The organism is Hydrogenovibrio sp. JE_KL2, assembly GCF_009296185.1.
Lineage (GTDB): Bacteria > Pseudomonadota > Gammaproteobacteria > Thiomicrospirales > Thiomicrospiraceae > Hydrogenovibrio.
Map to the genome: position 1 here is coordinate 704,346 of NZ_WBJR01000001.1, position 23,811 is coordinate 728,156.

Here is a 23,811-nt window from a genome sequence, read left to right on the forward strand (position 1 = left end):
ACTAACTCACCCAAAGCCAAAAAACATAAAAGATAGGCATCGCTAATAATAGACTATCTATTCTGTCAAGAATCCCACCATGCCCTGGCAACAACGCACCACTATCTTTAATATTAGCTTGACGCTTTAATAGGCTTTCAAACAAGTCTCCATAAATTGATAGAAGACCAATACCTGCCAACACTAAAGTGACTTGTAAAACACTTGATAGGAGATAAGGCTGAATAAAATACAAACCAAAGTAAGCAACAACGAAAGCAAAAAGAAAACCTCCAAGCACACCTTCCCATGTTTTACCTGGACTGACAAAAGAAGCCAGCCTTCTCTTGCCAAAACGTCTGCCTGAAAAGAATGCACCTATATCGATTGCCCAAATAATTGCTAGACATAACAACAACAACTCAGGTGAAAATGTTTCTCTAAAAGTAATCATTGAAAGTGAAAACGGAAGGATTGAAAAGGATCCAAGTAATAACACTAACGAGTTACCAACGAGTCGCTTCCCCTTCTTTAATTGATAAACAGTCACCATCAAGACCATGACAGCAACCTCAATTGGCACTAAAAGGAAAATAAAACTATCGTCAAAGTAAACATACAGTAGGTATGAGGTTGCTGTGATAATAAATGCGTAGAGCAATTTGAATAGTTTGTTATTAACACTAGCCAGCCCGGCCCATTCCCAGCCAGCCCAGAAAGTAGCAAATAAGATAAATCCAACCCATTGCAACAAGTCAAATTTAAACAGTGCTGCTCCAAAGATCAGAACTAAAACTATTGCTGTCAAAACCCTAGTCTGAATCATTGCTTACCTGTTCACTTGTTTTTCCAAATCGTCGCTCTCTATTCGAAAAAGATCTAATCGCTAAATCAATGGATTTTTCATTAAAATCCGGCCATAACTCATCTGTAAAGTAAAACTCCGCATAAGCCATTTGCCAAATCAAAAAGTTACTGATTCTTTGCTCCCCACCCGTTCTAATTAACAGATCAGGCTCACTTTGCCCCGCAAGAGAAAGCATTTCTGAAATATCTTCTTCTGTTAAATCATCAATTGAACGGTTTGAATTTAACTTCTGCCAAGCTTTTACAGCCTGAAGAACATCCCATCTTCCACCGTAATTCGCAGCAATATTCAACTTTAACCCGGAATTATTTTCAGTTAATTTTTCTGCCTCAACAATGTGTCTTTTTATTTCGTCGGAAAAAGGTGTTTGGTCACCGATTACTGTCAACTTAACATTATTCTTATGCAGCTTCCCAACTTCACTTTGAAGTGCTGTTAAGAAAAGCCCCATTAACTTTGAAACTTCGTCTTGTGGGCGTTTCCAATTTTCCGTGCTAAATGCAAACAGTGTTAAAGACTCAATACCCAGTTCGGCGCAATGGGAAACAACTTTTTTGACAGCCTTAAGCCCTTTTTGATGGCCGACAAAACGAGGCAAAAAACGTTTTTTTGCCCAGCGTCCATTTCCATCCATAATAATGGCTATATGTTTAGGCTGATTCATGAGGGTAAATATTTAAATAAAATTTATGCTTTCAAATAAAACAAAACGGCCCACCATTTGGGTAGGCCGATTATACGACTAGCGAACCATTATGCCGTAAAAGCATTCTAAATTCAGCTTATATTTCCATGAGACTGGCTTCTTTTTCAGATAGAAGCTTGTCAATTTGAGAGATAAAGGAGTCTGTCGTTTTTTGAATATTCTCTTCAGCTCTTCTCAGCTCATCATCCGTAATTTCTTTATCTTTATTTAAGTCTTTCAAATCCGAATTAGCATCTCGTCTAACATTCCTAATAGCAACTCTTGCTGACTCAGCTTCTGTTCTTGCTAGACGAATAAACTCTTTACGTCTTTCCTCTGTTAGCGGTGGCATTGGAATTCTTAGCATGTGCCCATTGGAAACTGGGTTAACTCCTAGCTCTGACTGCATAATAGCTTTTTCAATCGGCGCTACCATTGGCTGTTCCCATGGTTGAACCATTAAAGTTCTAGCATCCTCTATATTAATATTAGCCACCTGACTAATCGGGACTTCAGAACCATAATATTCCACCATTACAGCATCTAAAATACTAGGATGAGCTCGCCCTGTACGAATTTTGGCAAAATTAGATTCTAGATTTTCAACAGATTTCGACATGCGCCCTTTTGCATCGTCATGAATCTCATTTATCATTTTTCTCTCCTTAAATTATTATGGACGAACAAGAGTGCCTTCATCTTCACCCTTAACAATTCTGACTACTGCGTCTTTTTTAAACATATCAAACACACGTATTGGCATATTGTGTTCTCTACAAAGAACAAAGGCTGCCATATCCATTACCTGCAAGTTTTTGGCAATCACCTCATCAAATGAAAGTTCAGAATAACGTTCTGCACTGGAATCCTTCATCGGATCCGCTGTGTAAATGCCATCGACCTTTGTTGCTTTCATCACCAACTGCGCACCTATTTCTATTCCTCTAAGAGCCGCTGCAGTATCTGTTGTAAAGAAAGGACTACCAGTCCCTGCAGCAAAAATAACCACTTTACCTTGTTTCAAATCCTTTTGTACCTGATTAGCATGAAAACCGTGACTAATACCCTCTATCGACATGGCAGAATACACAACCGCATCCATTCCCATATCTTCAACAACATCCCTTAAGGCTAATGCATTAATAACCGTTGCCATCATTCCCATTTGGTCGCCGGTTGTTCTAGCAATACCCGCTCCAGCAATTTGAGCACCACGGAAAATATTGCCTCCACCAACAACAATACCTACTTCAACACCCAAGCCTTTGAGTGTTTTTACCTCTCCAACCACTTGACGCAATGTTGCTGCATCTAGGCCGAAGTCGCCTGGCCCCATCAGTGCTTCTCCACTAAACTTCAGCAACACTCTTGAATACTTCAATGACATACGCGCCCTCAACCAATTATTTTCTAAAAACTATTTTTAAAGTAACCCAAAACAACGGATCTAACTTAAAAATATCTTTTACATATAAAAAAAGCCACAGCATGCACAAAATAAATATGCACGCTGTGACTTCAGAAAAAGAATTAACCTTTTATTGCTGCTGCAGCTGCTGCAACTTCATCAGCGAAGTTTGTTTGTTCAATTTCAATACCTTCACCAACTTCCAAACGTACAAAAGATTTTACTTCTGCATTGTTTGATTTAAGAAGCTTCTCAACAGTTTGATCAGGATCTTTAACAAACGATTGTCCCAACAAGGTGATCTCTTCAAGATACTTACGCATACGCCCTTCAATCATTTTTTCGATGATTTCCATTGGCTTACCAGAACTTTGCGCTTGTTCGATTTGGAAATTACGCTCTTTTTCAATCACTTCAGCATCAACATCATTCGCAGAAATGGCTGTCGGCTTAGAAGCAGCAACATGCATCGCTACATCACGAATTAGTGCATCACCACCACCTTCCATCGCAACAACAACACCAATCTTTTCACCATGCTGATACTGACCGATTTGACCATTAGTTTCAATCAATTCAATACGACGCACACCCATGTTTTCACCAATCTTTGCAATCAGTTCACGACGAGTTTCGTCAATTGATTTACCGCTAGACATTGTTTGCCCCATAAGCGCTTCTACATTTGTAGTGCCAGTGTTCAAAACAATTTTTGCGATTTCATCTGCAAAACCTTTAAACTCATCACCTTTTGCAACAAAGTCAGTTTCACAGTTTACTTCAACGATTGCAGCTTTCTTCTTGTCATCAGAAATGGCTATCGCAATTACGCCTTCAGCAGCGATACGTCCAGCTTTTTTATCAGCACCAGCCATACCTTTCTTACGCAAATACTCAATTGCCGCATCCATATCTCCGTCAGTTTCAGACAGAGCTTTTTTACAATCCATCATTCCTGCGCTTGTAATTTCACGCAGCTCTTTTACCATAGAAGCTGTAACTGCCATTCTTAATTTCCTCAATATTTAGATTTAAAAATAAGAAAGCCCAGCAAATGCCAGGCCTTGTAAAAGTGAGTCTGTATTACTCTGCTGCTTCTGCTTTCTCTTCTACGAAGTCATCACCTTCAACCGCAGTTGTAATAGTTGATTTACCTTCGTTAATTGCATCTGCCGCCGCAGACAAATATAGAGAAACCGCTCTTACAGCGTCATCATTCCCAGGAATCACATAGTCAATACCACTTGGGTCATTATTAGTATCAACAACACCAACTACAGGAATTCCCAAGTTTTTAGCTTCTTGAATAGCAATTTTTTCATTACCTGTATCAATAATGAAGATAGCGTCAGGCATTGCACGCATATCCTTGATACCACCTAGAGACAACTCAAGCTTTTCTTTTTGACGCGTACGCATCAAAGCTTCTTTTTTGGTAATTTTTTCAAAAGTACCGTCTTGTTCTTGTGTTTCCAAGTCTTTTAAACGTTTAATTGATTGCTTGATGGTTTTAAAGTTTGTCAACATACCACCCAACCAACGGTGGTTTACATAAGGCATTCCACAACGTTGAGCTTCTTGAGCAACCAACTCACCGGCAGCTCTTTTTGTACCTACGAAAAGAATATTTCCTTTTTTCGCAGCAACACCACCTAAAAAGTTCAAAGCATCGTTAAACAGTGGTAAAGTTTTTTCCAAGTTTACGATATGAATTTTGTTTCGAGCACCGAAAATGTACTCACCCATTTTTGGGTTCCAATAACGAGTTTGATGTCCAAAGTGAACACCCGCTTCAAGCATTTGGCGCATAGTAACTTTTGCCATGATTTTTCTCCATTTCTTGGGTTAAGCCTCCGCATCTCCCATCATTCGAACCCTTTTAACAAAGCCGCATGGCTTGGCTTACCGCTATCAGGTAATTAAGGCACCCCAAATGATGTATTGGAAAGCGTGTGGTTTTTTCTGTTAAAATTGCCATCTAAGTTCGATGGGCGGCGCATTTATACCATAACGCCACACTTATTTCAATTTAAACCTTGTAGTTTCATAAAAGATTAAAGCCACATGTCTTTTGTCATACGACAAACTCGACATCTCCTTTGAAAATCCCAATGAAATTTCAAGCTCCAAAATCATGGTTCCCGAATAATGGCTATAAAGATAAAAACGCAGGAAGAAATAGAAAAACTTCGCGTAGCGGGAAAACTCGCTGCAGACGTACTAGATATGCTGACACTTCATGTTGTCCCTGGAGTTTCAACAGGAGAACTTAACGAGATTGCTCATAACTACATGATCAACGAACAGCAAACCATTCCTGCGACCTTAGGTTATCATGGCTTCCCAGCATCAAGTTGCATATCCATTAACCACGTCGTTTGCCATGGCATTCCTGATTACAATAAACGCCTTAAAAAAGGAGATATTGTCAATATCGACATCACAGTCATTAAAGACGGCTATCATGGAGATACAAGCATGATGTTTGAAGTAGGTGAAGTAAAACCCTATGCAAGTCGTTTATGTCGTGTTGCTAGAGAGTGCATGTGGCTAGGCATTGAACAGGTTAAACCTGAAGCGACACTCTACGATGTCGCTGCAGCCATAGAAGATCATGCACACAAAAACAACTTTTCAGTTGTAAAAGAGTATTGTGGTCACGGCATCGGAGCAGACTTTCACGAAGAACCACAAGTTTTGCACTATAGAACACCTGAGTTAAAAAATATTGTACTTAAACCAGGAATGGTCTTTACAATTGAACCCATGATCAACCTAGGTAAATCAGATATTCGCCTCTTAGGCGATAACTGGACGGTTGTCACAAAGGATAAAAAGCTATCCGCTCAGTGGGAACACACTATCCTGGTGACGGAAAGTGGCTATGAAGCATTTACACTCAGACAAAACGAAACCCCCTTTCTTCCTTAAACTTTAATGGACTAACTAGATACATGTCTGACAATCCCGTTCTGCCAAACTTCATCTCCAGCCTACAACATGATGCAAGAAAAACTTCTCTACAAAACGGGAGAATGCTGTTGGAACACTTTAACCAACAGCAGTTTGAAAAGTTTGACAACAATGTCTCTATTGAATCCTTATTAAAGGAGCGAACATCTTTCGTTGATCAGCTCATTATCAAAATCTGGAACCATTTTCTACCGAAGGAAAACCAACAAGATGTCTCTTTAGTCGCCGTCGGTGGCTATGGACGTAAAGAATTACAGCCCTTTTCTGATATCGATCTACTTATCCTTGGTGATAATTGCGACAAATTACAAGAACCCATATCCATTTTTATTACCTATCTATGGGATTTAGGGTTCCATGTCGGACATTCTGTAAGAAGCATTGCCGAATGTATAGCGGATGCTAAAGAAGATGTATCAACAGCAACGAGCTTAATAGAGTCTCGCTGGCTTGCTGGAGACTATGAAACCTCACAAAAACTCCAAAAAATATGGCTCAATAAATCATTCTGGCCAAGCAAAGAGTTTTTTGAAGCAAAGCTTGAAGAACAACAAGCACGTCACAAACGTTACCTAGATACCTTCTATCAACTAGAACCAAACGTAAAAGAGAGTCCAGGCGGCTTACGTGACTTACATAGCATTTTTTGGATTGCTAAAAGACATTTTGGCGCACACTCACTTCAAGGCTTGCTTGAACATGATTTCATTTCCCTACGAGAGTTTCAAGAGATTCACAAAGCTTACTGGTACCTAAATAAAATTCGTTTTGGCTTACACCGATTAAAAAAACGCCATGAAGACCGCTTGCTATTTGAATACCAACAACAACTGGCAGAATTATTTGGCTTCCACGAAGAAGATATCAATAAAACCGTTGAGAGCTTCATGAAGCCTTACTATCAAAACGTTGGCACAATCGCTCGTTTAAATGAAATACTGATTCAGCATTTTAAGGAAGAGATCTTTAAGCCAGAACACGAAGTCATTAAAACGATAAACCCTAGATTTCAGCTAATCGATAGTTATCTTGATGCGAAGCAAGACAACCTTTTTGATAAAAACCCAACAGCCCTTCTCGAAATTTTTATCATTCTAGAAAACTACAAACAATCCATACAGGGTATTCGTTCTAGGACAATACGTTTAATTAGAAACAGTCTACATTTAATCAATAATGAGTTTCGTTCAGACCCTATCAACAAGGCGCTGTTTATCGAAATTTTTAGACAGCCAAAAGGCGTCTACACCTCATTAAAACGAATGTATGCTTATGGCATTTTAGGAGCTTATCTTCCTGTTTTCCAAAAAATATCAGGGTTAATGCAATTTAATATTTTTCACGCTTATACAGTGGACGAGCACACATTACTGGTGATCCGAAATATTCGACGTTTCTTTTTGGAAGAACATGCATATGAGTTCCCTACAGCTTACCAAATCGCAAAAAACATTTGTAAGCCCGAAATACTTCTTTTATCTGGATTATTTCACGATATTGCCAAGGGGCGTGACGGTGCCCATGAAGAACTGGGAGCTATTGATGCAAAAAACTTTAGCTTTAAACATAACCTGTCTGAAAAAGACACTGAACTCTTAAGTTGGCTTGTTCTCAAACACCTTGAGTTTTCCTATGTCGCGCAAAAGAAAGACTTATCAGATCCAGAAGTCATCAGTAAATTTGCAAAATTGGTAGGCTCACAAGAACAACTGGACTACTTATATCTTTTAACGTTAGCGGATGTTCTTGCAACCTCAAAAGAGGTTTGGAGTGACTGGAAAAACCAACTCTTCCTGCAGTTATACCACAGCACAACACAGGCACTAGACAAGTCAACCGCCCTACCTAGAGACAAAACAAAACAAGCCATTTTGAATAAAGAGCGCGCGCGCGAGCTTTTACAAAAAAGAGCGCTAGACACCAGCGAATATCAGGAGTTTTGGGCTGCATTTGACAATACAGAATTCTTCAACCAGTTAACTTCAGCAGAAATATCAAGAATCACCAAACTGCTTTATAAAGCAGAAACAAAAGAAACCCTTGTTAACCTAGAAAGTAAAACTCAACGTGGTGCCACTGAGTTAATTATCTACATGCCTGACCGCAATTATCTCTTTGCACAGATCACAAATGTCATTGATAAATTAGGATTAAACATAGTAGAAGCGAAAATTTATTCCGGCACTAACAGACAAACGCTTGTCATCATCTATTTGCTGGACAGAGACAATCAGTATGTGGAAACTGAGGACGACTTACATCAGATCGCAGAAACGCTTCGCTATGAGTTGAGCCTATCCAATCCAACACCAAGAGTTCAAAAACCACAACCCAGAAGAATACGTGTATTCGAGACCCCTACCGAAATACAACTAACTGAGGTAAATGACAAACTGGCAGAGTTGACCATCCACACTAAAGACATTCCAGGCTTGCTGGCAAAAATTGGGCTAGCGTTTAAACAATGTGAAATTAGAGTGCATGGCGCAAAAATCAACACTGTTGGTGAAAAAGCTGAAGATGTTTTTCTAATCAGCTCAACAACCAACACCCAGATGAATGACGCCAGTTTTAAGGAAAATTTAACCGCAACCCTACTGGAACATATCGAATAAATCTATAAATCGGGTACTTCGAAAAGTTCAAATGCATTATTGTCATCATCTCTGACAAAAAGAGCTCTCCTACCAGACCGGCTAGCGGTATAACGCACGCCACTTTCTTCAAGGCGCTTCTGAAACACCTCAATATCATCAACTCTTAGTGCAAAATGGAAGTCTCTCCCGCCATGCTCAGGCCTTTCAACACCTAAGTTTGGGTTCTCCAATTGCATCAAATGCAGACTTTGTCCCTGTGACAAATCCAACCAATAACCAGGAAACCCCAGATTTGGTCGCTCCAACACTTTGAGATCAAGTAGATTTTGATAAAACTCGAGAGATGCTTCTGCATCTTTAACAAGAATACTGACGTGATCAAGTCCTAATATCCTAGACATTTAATACCCTTGAGATGAGAAAACTATATGACTCGACGGAAAATCGCCGAGTCATTCGTGAGATTGAGGCAGGCAGCCAAAACCAAGAAGGTTAGCCGTTACTGTGAAGAACGCTGTTGAGGCCACTCCAAACTGTACCATCAGTCATAATTGCCTGAACTTGGCCCGTTTGGCTATGGCGACGGAAAAGCAACTTCGATTGACCTGACAGATCACGAGCGGAAACAATAGAACCATCAGGCATCTTCACCTTAGTACCCGCAGTCAGATAAAGACCTGACTCAACAATACAATCATCTCCAAGAGAAATGCCTAATCCAGCGTTAGCACCTAACAGATTGCGTTGTCCCATAGAGATGACTTGTTTACCGCCGCCAGACAAAGTACCCATAATCGATGCACCACCGCCAATATCAGTATGATCACCGACTACAACACCTGCAGAAATTCGCCCTTCTACCATTGATTGTCCTAAGGTCCCTGCATTAAAGTTCACAAACCCTTCATGCATGATAGTTGTTCCTGGCGCTAAATGCGCTCCAAGTCGAACACGATCTGCATCTCCGATGCGAACACCTTCAGGGACAACATAATCCACCATACGTGGGAACTTATCAATAGAAGTAATCGTTAATTGAATCGGTTGATCCGCAATTGCTTCACGAAGATTTTCAACTTCGGATGGCAATACCGGCCCGGCACTAGTCCAAGCGACATTCGTCAAAAGTCCAAACACACCATCAAGATTAATTTCGTGCGGCTTATAAGCACACTCAGACAACAAATGAAGGCGTAAATAAGCATCTTCAGCTGACTTAGGCGCACTATCAACAGAATCAATTTCAACTGTTACAAAATCGGCTTTAATGATACCCGCTTGTAATGCTAAGCAATTACGAGCAATTTCTTTGTTAGAACGCGGAAACCATACATCCAAAGTCGCCCCAGTTTTAGCATCGCTATAGCGGTGTCCAATTCGCTTGATTGTCATATATCTAGTCTCTTAAAAATCAAAAATACATAAGCCGGTAAGTATACCCTCTTGAGGAATTAGATACAAAACTACATCAATGTAAAACACGGATTTTATAGGTTTTTTATTGCTTTTAAGGAAATGGAGAAGAATAACCTATATAATCATCGACTTTTCCGGTTATCAGGTATGAAATAACATGAAAATGTATGGCATCCCAAATTGTGATACTGTCCGTAAGGCACGTAAATTCTTAGAATCTCATGATATTGATTATGAATTCCATGACTTTAAAAAACAGGGTTTAAGCCTTGATACCATTGAAACATGGCTTAAGACAGTGCCACTTGATCACCTCGTGAATAAAAGAAGCACAAGCTGGAAGCAACTATCTGACGAACAGAAAGCTGCGCTAACATCTGGAAATGACTTATCCGTCTTAACAGAAATGCCTACCTTAATAAAAAGACCCGTGCTAGAAAGCAATAAATCTCTGTTAATAGGCTTTAGCCAAGCAGAATATGAAGAACACTTAAATTAAGTCATGTAATTTGACATATAAGGATTATTTGCTTCTCAAAGCCCCGATGAAAGCCTAAAATAACTCGGAATTTAAGAAGCTATAAAACATTGAACATGAGTGAAACAATCAAACTCGCGCAACAACTGATCCAAATCGAATCCGTCACACCTGATGACAAAGGTTGCCAGAAACTCATCTCTGATTTTCTTACTCCTTTAGGCTTTAAAACTGAACAAATGAACTTTGGTGATGTATCGAACCTATGGGCTCGCTATGGAACTGAAGCTCCATTTATTGTGTTTGCCGGTCATACTGATGTAGTTCCCACCGGCCCTGTAGAAAAATGGTCTCACCCGCCATTCTCTGCCTCGATAGAAAATGGAATGTTGATTGGCCGTGGTGCTGCAGACATGAAAAGCAGTATCGCGTGTTTTATGATTGCGACACAGCGTTTCTTAAACAACTATCCGAACTGCAAGGGCTCTATTGGTTTTTTGATTACCAGTGATGAAGAAGGTCCTGCAATTGATGGCACCGTAAAAGTGATCGAAACACTAGAAGCCAGAAACGAAAAATTCGACTACTGCCTAGTTGGAGAACCATCAAGCAGTAAAAAACTTGGGGACTCCATTAAAAATGGACGCCGCGGTTCTCTTAGCGGAAAGTTACGAATTAAAGGCATTCAAGGTCATATTGCTTACCCTGAGTTGGCTCGTAACCCTATTCACACGCTCGCACCAGCATTACAAAAACTGACGGAAACTGTTTGGGATAATGGAAATGAATACTTCCCCCCAACCTCTTTCCAAGTATCCAACATTCATTCGGGTACAGGCGCCACCAATGTCATTCCTGGTGATTGTGTTTTAGATTTTAATTTCCGTTTCTCGACTGAACAAATGCCAGATTCACTTAAGTCAGGGGTTCACTCGATATTGGATAGTTATCAATTAGACTATGAACTGGATTGGAATTTATCAGGTATGCCTTTTATCACACCTGCTAAAGGTGAACTCATTCGGGCTATTAAAAAAGCGATTCAATCAGAAATGGGCTACGAACCTGACCTTTCAACCGGCGGTGGAACGTCTGATGGACGCTTTATTGCCCCAACTGGTGCACAAGTCATTGAGCTAGGTCCACTAAACGACACTATTCATAAGGTTAATGAACAAGTTAGTGTTAAGGACTTAGAAAAATTAACGAATATTTATTACCAAACATTGATAAACCTATTGGTAAACTAAGCTTATGTATATAGCCATCGAACTTCTGGTTCTAGTATTATTCCTCATCGTCATCTGGCCCAGCATTAAGAATGAGGAATGGAAAGAAAAATTTATTGATAACAAACTGGCTCGTTCTATCTTGATTATTTTTATAATCATCCTGCTGTTTTCGCTGGGAATTGGGCTGTTTTTTGATATTTTCTTTCCAGTCGAAAGACTGGATGTGATCCAAAAATAAGGAGACTCTTAACTATGGCGAAAGCTGATGTACAAGTCATTGCACAATCCCTTTTAGGCAGCGATCTACTTGAAGAAGATTGCGAAGTTTTGTCTAAAGTGGTTAAGCACAAAAAATTGGCGCAAAACGAAATATTATTTGATGCGGACACCGTTGACGGCAGCCTTTATATTCTTATCAATGGCAAGCTAGATATTCTTAAGGCCGTTGGCCCAGACAAAGAACTAAGCATCAATGCATTAAAGCCAGGTTCAATGATTGGTGAGCTAAGCTTTATTGATGGTGTTGCACACACCATGCGTTTAAGAGCACGAATTGAATCCGAAGTGCTTGTTTTGCATCGAGATGACTTTGAAGCCTTGGCGGAAAGTAATAACCGAGTTGTTTTCAATGTCATGAAATCAATTCTGAGATATTCACATACGTTGCAACGCAAAATGCTTCAAGAAAATATTGAAATGCAGCGTATGGTATTGAACGAGTACACATCCCAATACTAACAAACACCCACTTTAATGATCCGCTTAGGAGCGCGCTTTCCTAGGCGGTACAGTCTTATAACAAGTTATATAGAAATACGATTAAAATCGCCAATGGTGTAATGTATTTAAGAACATTACGATAGATATCTTTCCAAGGCGAAGCTAAAGACATTTCATCGTCACGCTGAGCTTGTGTCATCACCCAAGCGACAAACATAGCCATTAATAATCCCCCTAAAGGCAACATGATATTTGTCGTTAGAAAATCAAGTGACTCAAATATAGTTCGATTTCCTATCAGGTGAAACTCTTTCCATTCGTTAAAAGACAAAATCGTTCCAATCCCCATCACCCAAGTTGTTGAACCAATTAACAGGGTTGCTTTCTGGCGTTTAATGCCCCAATTCTGTTCAAACCAGCTCACAGCAGGCTCAATTAGGGAAATAGCTGAGCTTAATGCAGCCAAGATAACCAATGCAAAAAACAAGGTTCCAAAAAACCAACCTCCAGACATTTTTCCAAAAGCTACCGGCAACGTCTGAAATAATAACCCTGGCCCTGATCCTGGTTGTAAATGATTAGCAAATACGACTGAAAAGATAACCAATCCGGCCATTAAGGCTACCAAGGTATCAATCCCTGCAATCCAAAGACCGGCCTTGGGAATGGAGTATTCTTTCGACAAATAAGACCCATAAACCATCATGGAACCCATCCCGATACTTAAGGTAAAGAAAGCATGCCCCATGGCGACAAGCACACCATCCCATGTCAATTTAGAGAAGTCTGGATAAAACAGGAAATGGAAACTCTCAGCAAACGCTGCAGAAGACGCCGCATATCCCAACAAAATCAACAAGATGATAAATAAGCCAGGCATCATGATATTAATTGCCCTTTCCAGTCCGCTTTTTACACCTTTTGAAACCACGTAAACGGTAAACACCATTGCCAGCGTGTGCCACAAAGCCAATTCCCATGGCGAAGCAATCAGGTTTGAAAATCGCTCCCCTACTGATTTCGCAGAAATATTAATGAAATCACCGGATAAACTTTCAAAAAAGTACGCTACCCCCCATCCGGCGATTACCGTGTAAAAGGACAAAATCAGACAGCCCGCAATCAGTCCATTCAAGCCTAATAGCCACCACCATTTCGAAGATTTTGTTTCAAGTGCGAGATTGAGCAATGCTTGAGGTGGATTAGCGGCACCTCGTCTGCCTAACGTAATTTCAGCGATGAGAACAGGCAATCCAATAAAGAGCACGCACAGAAGATAAACAATGACAAACGCTCCACCGCCGTTTTCTCCTGTGATATAAGGAAATTTCCACAAGTTTCCAAGCCCAACCGCCGAACCGGTCGCAGCCATAATAAATGCCGTTTGATTCGACCAAGATGAAGTGGAAAGTTTCAACCGCGACATGAGGTTTCCTTTATAATTGCCCTTATTGTGATTAAAATTTTCAAAAAATTATAACAGATATGCGTATTCAGGCTAATTATTCCCTAAAAAACCGAAATACCTTCCGTATTGATGTCAAAGCGCATTATTTTGTTGAAATAGAAAAACAATCAGACATCACCACTTTGCGCTCAGACCTTAAGATTGCCGCCCTTCCGTGGATGATTATGGGCGGCGGAAGTAATTTGCTTTTTACCCACGACCTCGACAAAGTGGTTGTAACCTGCCGTTTTAAAAAAATTAAAGTCGTTAAAGAAGACGCTGATAATGTTTGGCTGTCTGTCGGTGCTGGGATGGATTGGCATACTTTTGTAGAGCACACAGTAGATCAAGGCTACTGGGGTCTAGAAAACCTCGCACTCATTCCAGGAACAGTCGGCGCTGCCCCCGTGCAAAACATCGGCGCTTATGGCGCAGAAGCCGAAGACACCATCACACGTGTCCAAGCTCTCAACCTGTTTAACGGCGAGCGCAAGGAGTTTCGACATTCCGATTGTCAGTTTGGTTATCGTCAGAGTATTTTTAAAACTGAATATGAAAATTCATTATTGGTACACCGCGTTACTTTCCGCTTGAGGAAAGCACATGCAGGGCAACCAAACCTCTATTACGAGCCCCTAAAAGAAGCGCTCAGTGACCGTGAGAAGAGTGAGCTAACATCCCGTGACGTATTTGATGCGGTAGTCAAGATCAGGCAAAATCGCATCCCTGACCCTCACATCTACGGTAATGCAGGCAGCTTCTTTAAAAACCCTATTGTTTCAGAAGAATACTTCCAAGAGCTCGTTGAAAAACATGGCGACATCCCATATCACAAAATGTTGGACAACCAATATAAGATTCCAGCCGCTTGGCTAATAGAGCAAGCCGGTTGGAAGGGGAAAAAGACCAGAAATAAAGCAGCGGGTGTTTCAGAAAAGCACGCTCTATTCTTAGTTAACTATGGCGATGCAAAGGGAGAAGATATTGTTATGCTCTCCCAAAGCATTCGTGAAGATATTGATCACAAATTCGGTATCCACTTAGAACGTGAAGTGATTATATTAAAGTAAGTACACCTCGCGCTTACTTTTCCCCTCGCTCGGCATTCGCTAGCTGCTCAAGTTTGACTGAATCTTCCATATAAAGCGTTCTGGTCGGGAAGGCAATTTCCGCGCCGTAATTATCAATAATTTCCGCTATTTTAAGCAGTATCTTTTCCTTCACTTCATGGTACTCAATCCAAACTGTCGTTTTGGTAAAAGTGTAAACCAATAAATCCAAAGAAGATGCCCCAAACCCATTGAAACTGACAATCAAGGTTTGGTTACTGTCGATGTCAGGATCTTCCTGAAGCATCGTTTTAATTTCAGAAGTAATTTTCGACACCTGGCCGATATCACAATATCGAACACCTATCGTTTCCTTGATACGTCTATTGGTCATCCGCGATGGGTTTTCAATAGAAATGGTGGCAAACATGCCGTTTGGAATATACAGCGGCCGTTTATCAAATGTTCTGACGATCGTCATTCGCCAGCCGATACTTTCTACGGTTCCTTCAATTTCTTTATCAGGCGATCTAATCCAGTCCCCTGTCACGAAAGGCTTATCCATATAAAGCATCAAGCCCCCCAATACATTACTGACCAAATCCTTGGCGGCAAAACCGACAGCGACACCACCAATACCACCAAAGGCGATCAACCCCGTCAGATTAACCCCAAAAGCACTCAACACAACAATACCCGTAACAATGAATACCGTCAGCTTGAATATTTTTGCCAACGCCTCAAGTGTTACCGGATCCCATTTGTTATTCGAGCGTTCTAAATGCTTTAAATAACTCTCTATGCGCTGAACCCAACGAATTGAGAACCAAGCCACCGCAATCAAGGCGAGGGAAGATTTAAAGCCATTAATATAGGGAACGAAATCGGTAAAAACCTTAAAAGTCACCAGTATCGTGTTCAACGCGAACACTGTACCGGACAACCAGATGTAGAAGGAAAACGGCGACTTCAACGCAACAAAAAAAGTCTTTGCAACTTCCTTTTTCCGGCGCTGTAGATAGCGAACCACACGAGACAATACCATGCGAATCACAAAATCGATAACAAAGGTAAAGCCTAGAATAATCAGCAACAACAACAGCCAAACATAAGAGCCAAAAAACTGTGTTAACGCAAGCCAAGTGTCTGGAAACATTTTAATCAGCTCAGAAAATCCTGAAAACGTAATATCCTCAAACAACGTTGGAGAATGATGCTTCATCGGCTCCGTTACCAAATCAACTGCGGATGGATCTTGCAAACTACTCATAAAACTTCTTACCCTAACAATGCCTGTTGATTGGATTCGTTAACAAAATGGTTGACCGCGTAAGACTTCGCTTGCCATATTGGGTCTTTATGCAACTGTGAATAGCTTAAGTGCGGCTTGCCGTGTAGGCGGATCAGTCTTGCATGAGACAAAACATCCCCTTGCCAGCGAACATTGGCCAAAACATCATCCGCTGCCGTTGAATCATTACAAACCAAAACCAAGTCACAACCTGCTTCCAAAGCCATTGTCACGCGTTTGGATGGCGTACCGAAAACCTCTGCGGCTTTCATTGACAAATCATCACTGATAATCGCCCCTTCAAAATGACATTGCTTACGCAAGACATCTTGCAACCAATGCTTGGAGAAGCCCGCAGGTAATGCGTCCACTTTTGGGTAAATAACATGTGCAGGCATCACCGCCTCCACTTGATTTTCAATCAAGCGTAAAAATGGCTGTAAATCGTGTTGAGAGATTTCATTGAAACTTCTCTCATCCACTGCAATTTCATAGTGGGTGTCTGCTTCAATATAACCGTGCCCGGGAAAATGCTTTGCAACTGATGCCATGCCCGCTTTATGCATACCATTCATCAAATGCCAGGTTAAGTCAGCCACCACTTGAGGATTAGAGTGAAATGCACGATCCCCGATGACTCTACTACCACCAAAATCCAAATCAACAACCGGCGCAAAGCTGAAGTCTACCCCTACCGCCAAAAGCTCTGTTGCCATTAACCAGCCAACATTTGATGCCACTTCTTGTGCCTTATCCGGCGAGGTATCATAAAGCTCACCAATCAAACGCATGGCGGGCAAACGACTAAAGCCTTCTTTAAATCTTTGTACCCTTCCACCTTCATGATCAACGGCTATCAACAGCCTAGGGTGACGCAAACTATGAATTTCTTGCGTCAGCTTTTGTAACTGCTCGACTGATTCAAAATGACGAGAAAATAAAATCACTCCGGCAACCAAAGGGTTCATCAGTCGTTCACGATCGACTTCTGTCAGCCGTGTTCCTTCAATATCAATCATGACACTACCAAGTGACATCGCTTTTCCTTGGATGGTTTTTTCCATAAATTTATCGTACTTTTTCGTGTAACTTTTCAAACATTATAAATAGCTTTCGGGTAAAAACCGAAATCGGTTTTAAAAACCAATTGCGTAGTCATTCTCTACGGGATTTTGCTTTAACATCCAAGTGATCTCGCCACTGATCCCCCAATAAGTTGACCGCTAAGACCACCAACATCAATGCCAAGCCTGGTGCCAGCACCAAATGTGGCGCAACCAGAAGGTATCGAGTGCCTTCTCTAATCATGCTTCCCCAAGAAGCATCGGGCGCTTGTACCCCTAGCCCCAAGAAAGAAAGCCCGGCTTCAGAAATCACCGCGCCGGCAATACCAAAGGTAGCCTCAACCCCTAAAGGAGCCAAGATTAATGGCAACAAGTGGCGCCATAAAATCAAATAGGTCGGTACACCAAAAGCTTTTGCGGCTTGAATGTGCTCACGGTTACGCAAGCTTAACGTCTGTGCCCGCGCCAATCTCGCGTAACTTACCCAGCCTACCGTTACCAACGCAAAGACAACATTCTCAATTCCCGGCCCTAATATGGCTGCCAACGCAATGGCCAACAACAACCCCGGAAAGGCCAAAAAGACATCTATTATCTTTAGAATAACCTTATCCGTCCAACCGCCGACATAAGCACTATAAACTCCAATGGTTGTGCCGATAATGGAAGAAAAGACCACAACACCCAACGCCACCAAAAAAGAGGTTTGTGCGCCCATGAGCAGTCTATCCCACACCGGACGACCCAACTCATCGTAACCCAACCAGCTTTGATCAACACCAAAAGCCAGTAGTTTCTTCAAATCAATTTGCGTTGCTTCATCCCCGACAAACGCACCCGATACGGCCATCATTAACCATAAAAGCACCACCATCAAAGGCAGTACTTTAAAGCTCATCAGATAGTTGCGAAGATCGCGGATAGATTGAAACTGCATTAACCTTATCATTTCGCTAAACGTATCCTTGGGTCTAGCCAGGCATAAACCACTTCCGTCAAACCATTCACCAAAATATAAGCCATACTGATAATCAAAATACATGCTTGCACAACAGGATAGTCACGACGTTGTATCGACTCCACCAAGAGTTGTCCTAATCCCGGCCAATCAAATACTACTTCGGTGATAACCGCTCCACCCAACAAGGTACCAAGCTGTAAACCCAACACCGTAATAACAGGCAACATAGCATTCATTAATGCGTGCTTCCCATAAACCGCAGTGCCAGACAGACCTTTTGCCCTTGCCGTTCGGATAAAATCTTCATGGTAGATTTCCAACAAAGACGCGCGCAACATTCTCGCCAATATCGCAGCCAAAGCCGTTCCCAAGGTGATAGCAGGCAACACCCATGAAAAAGGTTGCTCGGCACCACTCACCGGTAGCAATGACAAACCGATGGAAAACGCTAGAATCAGCATGGGTCCCAACCAAAAATTCGGCACAGAAACCCCAACCAGTGACACCGTCATGGCCAGATGGTCGGGCCATTTTCCTGCACGGATAGATGCCCAGATACCTAATGGAAAGGCAATCAACACCGCTATTAGCAAAGACAGCAACGCCAACTGCAACGTGTAAGGAAAACGATTGGCAATCAACTCGGAAACAGGTTGTTGATAAAACAATGACTGACCAAAGTCCCCCTGGACGATACCTGTCAGATAATGAATATATTGCTGAAATAGCGGCAAATCCAAGCCCAATTGATGACGCAGTGCATCAGCATCAGCCGGACTCGCCCAATCACCTAACATGACTTCAACAGGGTCACCCGGTACCAGATGAATCAAAAAGAAGACCATCGAACCGACGACCCAGGAAATGAAGATAAGCGAACCTACCAAACGAACGAGGTACTGGATCATTAAACAATCGCCCCATTCTTAAGCATTGACGATTTCCACTTCACAACCAATAGGCACCCTATCAAATAACTCCATCACATCTTCATTACGCATACGAATACAGCCGTGCGACAACGCAACACCCATTGGTTCGCTATCTGGCGTGCCATGAATGTAAATATAACGCTGCATCGTATCTTGATTGCCTAAACGATTTGTCCCTTTTTCCAGGCCAGACAACCATAATATGCGGGTCAATATCCAGTCTCTATCCGGGAACTGTTGTCCCAAAGCATCGCTATAGATTTCTTCCGTTGGGCGTCGCCCAACAAAAACACTGTTGATAGGCAATCCATCACCAATCTTTGCACGAATCTTGTGCTTACCTAAAGGCGTTTGCCCCGAGTTTTTTTCATTGCCTACACCCGCCAAACCCGTGCTCACAGAATAACGCTTAACTTCTTTTTCGCCATCAAGCAACGTTAAAGTCTGTTGTGGAATGGAAATGAGAATCTTCAAAATAAATTATCCGGATGCATTAAATTCGTTAAAAATCTACCAGGTTGGGGTAAGAACCACTCTTTAAAGTTTATACTAACGACTTGAAAAATAAAGCAATTGCTGATCATGCCGCTTAGACAAAGTCATTAGCGCAACGATACCACCAATCAATGCAAACAACATATCGGTTTGCGTGTCCCATTCATCACCCTGCGTTCCGAGAAAGGCTTCGGCACCCGTTTTCAAAATCATCGCCGCACTCCATTCTACCAACTCGTAAAATGCGCTGAAAGCCAATACAAAACAGACGATAAAAAAGCTCATCCATGCCTTGGATGAAAACACTTTTTGCCTTAGAAGTAATTCTCTAGCAATCATTGCAGGTACAAACCCTTGCAGAAAGTGCCCTATCTTGTCGTAATTGTTCCGAGTCTGTTGCAACCAATGCTCTAAATCTGAAAACAACGGAACTTCTGCATAGGTGTAATGAGCGCCGACCATCAAGACAATGCAATGCAGTAAAATCAGCCAATATACCAATGGGGTGATACCGACAATCACTCGATAACGTATCACCAACACAAAACCAATTAAAGCAGGTAGCGCTTCCATCCACCATGTAGGCCAGTCTTTGGGATGATAGATTGACCATAACAAGACCGCGATGAATATCCCAGCCCATAAACCAACTGCACCATGATAATGTTCTTTACGAGTCACCGTCGGCATATTCAAACCATTTTTTTGACTTTAAGCAGCCCATCAAAACGGCCATCAGAATACAGTTGATAGCCTTCGACCCCCTTTCTCATAACCGCATACTGATTTTCATACCACAAAGGCATCGCCGCCAGTGTATCTTGTAAATGACGTTGCAGCTGTCGATAGAGTTTCGCTTCTTCTGCTATGGATTGTGCCTCTCCTGCTTCACGAATCAAGGTGTCCGCTTCCGCGTCACGATAACGCCCTCGGTTCGCTCCTCTAGGCGGAATCGCATTCGAGTCAAACACATACTGAAAAATATCCGGGCTCTTAATACCGACCCAAGCAAGGCTATAGAGCTGGAAACGCCCTTTTTTAATATCGCTGTAAAAGGTTCCCCAATCATAACTTTGAATATCAAGCGCGATACCGATTTTCTTCAACTCGGCTTGGTAGATGGTCGCCAATCGAATCCGCGTTGGGTCAGATGAGGTTTTATAGCTCAACTGGATTTCTCCAGCTTCGTTTAGATAAGGTTTGATTAAATCGGTTTGTTTTCTTAGCTCCGACAACAACGCTCGGGCTTTATCAGGATCATAATCAAACCCTTTTAAATCAGGTACACCGCACCAATGCTCCGGCACCAATAACCCGCCAGCCAAACGCGCTTCGCCAGCGAACAGCGTATCAATTATCAATGGTCGATTAATCCCGTGCGCCAGCGCCTGCCGCATCTCAAGTTTGGATAACAAAGGATCTTCAAAATTAAAGCCGATATAGGCAAAGCTGGTACCGAAATGAGACGACACAACCAAATCATCACGGTGATGGCAGTAGTTCAACAATTCAGGCGACAAATCGTTTTGTATGAGGTCCAGTTCTCCTTTACGGAGTTTCAACACCCTGACGGTAGCATCCTTAACGGGAATGAATTCCAGCGTTGTTTTATCTGGCCGTTGTAAAACAAGCCTTTGTTCGTCCATAGAGAGAAAACGACAGGCGCCACAACCAACAGGCTTTGACAAAAACGAACGACCTTGTTCAACCAAGTCTTTCGGCAAAATACCGATGACCAAACGACCAACAAATAACGTATCCGGGTGTGCTAAATGAAAATCAAACTGGCTGTCGTTAAGTGCTACAACTGAAGTGATATGCTTCAACGATCCTCTTAGCGGCGAGCCTTGTTTAGGATTCAGAATCGAGTCGAATGTCGCCACCACATCTTCAGAAGATAATCGCTTACCATGGTGAAACTTTGGACGATCTTTGAGTGTAAAGCGATATTGTGTTGGTGAAATCATTTCCCAAGTCGCTAAATCTGGAATTGGCTCAAAGGACTCGTTGAAATCGATTAATTGGCGATAAATCAGGCGGTTCAGGCGGCTCGACAACGCATCTGTCGCTTGCCTAGGGTCTAACACACGTGTTCGTGAGGTAACGCCCACTAGAATTTGGCTAGCACTGGACTGAGTTTCGCAACCCGCCAATAGAGATATGGATGGCAAAACTGCTAAGCCCGCCAGTCCACTAGAAGTTCGTTTAAAAAAAGTTCGCCTATCCATCTGCTAAAGCATCACAACTTGAAACACATAGAAATGGCGACTTCATAGAAAAGACTCAAGTAGATAAGGACTACTGAGTGCTGTCACTACCGGCATCTACCGGCGGATTCGCGTCGTCAACAGGGTCGGATAAAATACTGTCATATCTTTGCAGTTTATCAGCATCTAGCGTGCCCACTGCCGCCTCTAATTTCAAACGGCTCAATACAACATTTTGTAACGACTGCGCCAAGTTACGTCTTGCTTGGAACTTATTGGTACGCGCGGTTAGGACTTCCAACAAGTCTTTCAAGCCGACTTTGTAACCTTCTTCTGCTGCTTCAAGGAAAGCATCATTCGATTTCACCGCAGCACGGTTAGCGGCGACTAATTCAACGCCTCTTTCAACATTACGCACTTGAACACGCGCATTCAACTTGGCGTTTTCTCTAGCGTCACGCACCCCGATTTCCGCTGCTTGATAGTTTGAACGAGCTTGTGAGACCAATGCTGACGTTCCACCACCTGAATATAGCGGCAAAGAAGCGACAATACTGGCACTCAGGTTATTCGGATATTGAGAACTGGACGAATAACTCGGGATAGCCGACCCTTCAGTATGCTCATATTGTGCTTGTAAGCTTAGATTGAACCAATGCCCTGACTTCTGAACTTCAACTTCTTCACCAGCGACCTTAGCCTGTTCTTCTGCTTGCAGCACCGTCAAGTTACTATCTTGGGCTTGTTGTTCATAGGTATTGATATTCAATTTAGGTTGAGGCAGCTTCACACTTAAAGCGATGACTTTTAAGTCTTTTACAGGCTTGCCCGTCAACTTAGTCAGCTCTTCGTAAGCCACATCCAAATTGTTCTCCGCAGAAATGCGATCAGATTTTGACAAGTCAAAACTCGACTTGGCTTGCAATACATCTGTCCTGCTCGCCAGACCAACCTGAGCGGAAGCTTTAGCGCGATCCCATTGCGTCTCGTCGGCCTTCTCTTTCGCCTTCGCCAGTTTGACATCTTCCTGCGCCAGCAGCACTTTGAAATAAGCATCTGCCACCCGAACAATAATGTCTTGCTCCGCGCTTTTAATCGTGTATTCGGCCTTCTTCAAACTATATTGCGCTTGAGAATACTTTGCCCAGGAATCATGCTGGTAAAGCGACTGCTTCAAAGTGATATCAGCGGTTTTGGTATCCACTGCTTTTTCATTCACATAGCTATCATTATAGGCTGCATTGGCACTAATTTGAGGTAATAACGAAGCACGTGCGATTTTGACTAATTGTTGATTGGCCTGATAGGTCGCTTGAGCCTGCGCCAAAGTCGCATCATGGGCAACAGCCATCTGGTAAACATCAAACAGGCTATAAGCCGCTTGCGATTGAAAAGAAGTCATCGTTAAACCGGCAGCCATCATGCTGGAGATCACTAATGTGACGGCTTTCTTTTTAAATGGATTTCCCATTGATTCAACGGAATTATTCAAAGCAGTTTTTTTCATCATCACTCCAAGTTGTATATGGCTTTTGAGTCAGACTGATATTGTAATAACGAACGATATTCGTCACTTCGCGTCCAATCCATTCAGGCAGTTCCAGCGCTTCATCTTCGCTGTCTAGTTCCACTTCTGCGACAATCAGTCCGTCATTATCCCCTAAAAATTCGTCGATTTCCCAGGTATGTTCTTCAATGTCTACTAAATAACGCACCTTCTCGATCACAGGGCCAACCGCAAGGGTTTTTAGCATTTTTTCGGCATCTGAAACATCAATCGGATATTCATATTCATCCCGACTGAGACCAATTTCCAAACTCTTGATATTGATCGTTGCTTCATCCCCCTCTAAACGGATGCGAATGGAGCTTTTGCTTCCCGGCTGTTGAATATCATTCAAGTAGCCTTGAGCCATGTGCGTTTTCTTTTTCGCAAGCTGTTTCCAGTCAAAGTTTGCGACCAGAAACTTTCTTTCAATCTCTCTTGCCATATTTTTATATTTTCTTCT

24 protein-coding genes are annotated in these 23,811 nt (G+C 42.1%); 6 read left to right on the top strand and 18 right to left on the bottom strand.

Annotation, left to right across the window (positions count from 1 at the left end; genetic code table 11):
- Position 1: 1 nt before the first annotated feature.
- The 6 genes from F8R13_RS03320 to rpsB all read right to left on the bottom strand — a co-directional run bounded on the left by F8R13_RS03320 (position 2) and on the right by rpsB (position 4,764).
- A complete protein-coding gene (locus F8R13_RS03320) occupies positions 2–805 on the bottom strand; it encodes a phosphatidate cytidylyltransferase (RefSeq protein WP_152831877.1) in 804 nt (267 codons plus the stop codon).
- The gene (locus F8R13_RS03325; RefSeq protein ID WP_152831878.1) at positions 792–1,511 is read right to left on the bottom strand and encodes an isoprenyl transferase; all 720 of its coding nucleotides are present in this window, start codon (positions 1,509–1,511) and stop codon (positions 792–794) included. Before F8R13_RS03325 ends, F8R13_RS03320 begins: the two co-directional genes overlap by 14 nt.
- A 118-nt stretch (positions 1,512–1,629) precedes the next feature.
- Positions 1,630–2,187, bottom strand: coding sequence for a ribosome recycling factor (gene frr / locus F8R13_RS03330; RefSeq protein WP_152831879.1), 558 nt, complete (start codon positions 2,185–2,187; stop codon positions 1,630–1,632).
- A gap of 18 nt (positions 2,188–2,205) precedes the next feature.
- Positions 2,206–2,919 carry a UMP kinase gene (gene pyrH / locus F8R13_RS03335; RefSeq protein WP_152831880.1) on the bottom strand — a complete coding sequence of 238 codons (714 nt, stop codon included), beginning with the start codon at positions 2,917–2,919 and terminating at the stop codon, positions 2,206–2,208.
- 143 nt (positions 2,920–3,062) lie between these two features.
- Positions 3,063–3,947 carry a translation elongation factor Ts gene (gene tsf, locus F8R13_RS03340; RefSeq protein ID WP_152831881.1) on the bottom strand — a complete coding sequence of 295 codons (885 nt, stop codon included), beginning with the start codon at positions 3,945–3,947 and terminating at the stop codon, positions 3,063–3,065.
- 76 nt (positions 3,948–4,023) lie between these two features.
- Positions 4,024–4,764, bottom strand: coding sequence for a 30S ribosomal protein S2 (rpsB, locus tag F8R13_RS03345; protein WP_152831882.1), 741 nt, complete (start codon positions 4,762–4,764; stop codon positions 4,024–4,026).
- A 324-nt stretch (positions 4,765–5,088) separates the two neighbouring features.
- Here rpsB and map point away from each other — a divergent pair, with 324 nt between their 5' ends.
- Together map and glnD are read left to right on the top strand one after the other, a co-directional pair.
- On the top strand, positions 5,089–5,871 hold the full coding sequence (gene map / locus F8R13_RS03350; protein WP_152831883.1) for a type I methionyl aminopeptidase: 783 nt from the start codon (positions 5,089–5,091) through the stop codon (positions 5,869–5,871).
- Positions 5,872–5,894: 23 nt separating this feature from the next.
- A complete protein-coding gene (gene glnD / locus F8R13_RS03355) occupies positions 5,895–8,528 on the top strand; it encodes a [protein-PII] uridylyltransferase (protein WP_152831884.1) in 2,634 nt (877 codons plus the stop codon).
- 2 nt (positions 8,529–8,530) lie between these two features.
- Here the strand turns inward: glnD and F8R13_RS03360 are convergent, their stop codons facing one another.
- Together F8R13_RS03360 and F8R13_RS03365 are read right to left on the bottom strand one after the other, a co-directional pair.
- Entirely contained in the window at positions 8,531–8,911 is a 381-nt protein-coding gene (locus F8R13_RS03360) for a VOC family protein (RefSeq protein WP_152831885.1), read from the bottom strand.
- Between the two features lie 91 nt (positions 8,912–9,002).
- Complete coding sequence (locus tag F8R13_RS03365) at positions 9,003–9,902, bottom strand: DapH/DapD/GlmU-related protein (RefSeq protein ID WP_152831886.1); 900 nt, start codon at positions 9,900–9,902, stop codon at positions 9,003–9,005.
- Positions 9,903–10,083: 181 nt separating this feature from the next.
- Here F8R13_RS03365 and F8R13_RS03370 point away from each other — a divergent pair, with 181 nt between their 5' ends.
- The 3 genes from F8R13_RS03370 (at position 10,084) to F8R13_RS03385 (ending at position 12,374) form a co-directional block, all read left to right on the top strand.
- The gene (locus F8R13_RS03370; protein ID WP_152831887.1) at positions 10,084–10,425 is read left to right on the top strand and encodes an arsenate reductase; all 342 of its coding nucleotides are present in this window, start codon (positions 10,084–10,086) and stop codon (positions 10,423–10,425) included.
- A 95-nt stretch (positions 10,426–10,520) separates the two neighbouring features.
- Positions 10,521–11,654, top strand: a complete 1,134-nt coding sequence (dapE, locus tag F8R13_RS03375) for a succinyl-diaminopimelate desuccinylase (protein WP_152831888.1) — start codon at positions 10,521–10,523, stop codon at positions 11,652–11,654.
- A 234-nt stretch (positions 11,655–11,888) separates the two neighbouring features.
- Positions 11,889–12,374 (top strand): Crp/Fnr family transcriptional regulator, encoded by a 486-nt coding sequence (locus F8R13_RS03385; protein WP_152831890.1) that lies wholly within the window; start codon positions 11,889–11,891, stop codon positions 12,372–12,374.
- A 55-nt stretch (positions 12,375–12,429) separates the two neighbouring features.
- On the opposite strand, the gene F8R13_RS03390 is transcribed toward F8R13_RS03385, so the two are convergent.
- Complete coding sequence (locus tag F8R13_RS03390) at positions 12,430–13,782, bottom strand: sodium-dependent transporter (protein WP_152831891.1); 1,353 nt, start codon at positions 13,780–13,782, stop codon at positions 12,430–12,432.
- 59 nt (positions 13,783–13,841) lie between these two features.
- Between F8R13_RS03390 and murB the strand changes: the two genes are divergently transcribed.
- Positions 13,842–14,873, top strand: coding sequence for a UDP-N-acetylmuramate dehydrogenase (murB, locus tag F8R13_RS03395; protein WP_152831892.1), 1,032 nt, complete (start codon positions 13,842–13,844; stop codon positions 14,871–14,873).
- A 13-nt stretch (positions 14,874–14,886) separates the two neighbouring features.
- On the opposite strand, the gene F8R13_RS03400 is transcribed toward murB, so the two are convergent.
- The 9 genes from F8R13_RS03400 to F8R13_RS03440 all read right to left on the bottom strand — a co-directional run bounded on the left by F8R13_RS03400 (position 14,887) and on the right by F8R13_RS03440 (position 23,793).
- Positions 14,887–16,122 (bottom strand): mechanosensitive ion channel family protein, encoded by a 1,236-nt coding sequence (locus F8R13_RS03400; RefSeq protein WP_253806309.1) that lies wholly within the window; start codon positions 16,120–16,122, stop codon positions 14,887–14,889.
- 8 nt (positions 16,123–16,130) lie between these two features.
- A complete protein-coding gene (gene nagZ / locus F8R13_RS03405) occupies positions 16,131–17,207 on the bottom strand; it encodes a beta-N-acetylhexosaminidase (RefSeq protein ID WP_152831893.1) in 1,077 nt (358 codons plus the stop codon).
- A gap of 91 nt (positions 17,208–17,298) precedes the next feature.
- On the bottom strand, positions 17,299–18,144 hold the full coding sequence (locus tag F8R13_RS03410) for an ABC transporter permease (RefSeq protein ID WP_253806310.1): 846 nt from the start codon (positions 18,142–18,144) through the stop codon (positions 17,299–17,301).
- 8 nt (positions 18,145–18,152) lie between these two features.
- On the bottom strand, positions 18,153–19,076 hold the full coding sequence (gene nikB / locus F8R13_RS03415; RefSeq protein WP_152831894.1) for a nickel ABC transporter permease: 924 nt from the start codon (positions 19,074–19,076) through the stop codon (positions 18,153–18,155).
- 18 nt (positions 19,077–19,094) lie between these two features.
- On the bottom strand, positions 19,095–19,574 hold the full coding sequence (locus F8R13_RS03420; RefSeq protein ID WP_152831895.1) for a L,D-transpeptidase: 480 nt from the start codon (positions 19,572–19,574) through the stop codon (positions 19,095–19,097).
- 75 nt (positions 19,575–19,649) lie between these two features.
- Complete coding sequence (locus tag F8R13_RS03425) at positions 19,650–20,285, bottom strand: DUF2238 domain-containing protein (protein ID WP_152831896.1); 636 nt, start codon at positions 20,283–20,285, stop codon at positions 19,650–19,652.
- 2 nt (positions 20,286–20,287) lie between these two features.
- A complete protein-coding gene (locus tag F8R13_RS03430) occupies positions 20,288–21,823 on the bottom strand; it encodes an ABC transporter substrate-binding protein (RefSeq protein ID WP_152831897.1) in 1,536 nt (511 codons plus the stop codon).
- A 70-nt stretch (positions 21,824–21,893) separates the two neighbouring features.
- On the bottom strand, positions 21,894–23,309 hold the full coding sequence (locus F8R13_RS03435; RefSeq protein ID WP_253806311.1) for a TolC family outer membrane protein: 1,416 nt from the start codon (positions 23,307–23,309) through the stop codon (positions 21,894–21,896).
- Positions 23,287–23,793, bottom strand: a complete 507-nt coding sequence (locus tag F8R13_RS03440) for a CYTH domain-containing protein (protein ID WP_152831898.1) — start codon at positions 23,791–23,793, stop codon at positions 23,287–23,289. Before F8R13_RS03440 ends, F8R13_RS03435 begins: the two co-directional genes overlap by 23 nt.
- Positions 23,794–23,811: the final 18 nt, after the last annotated feature.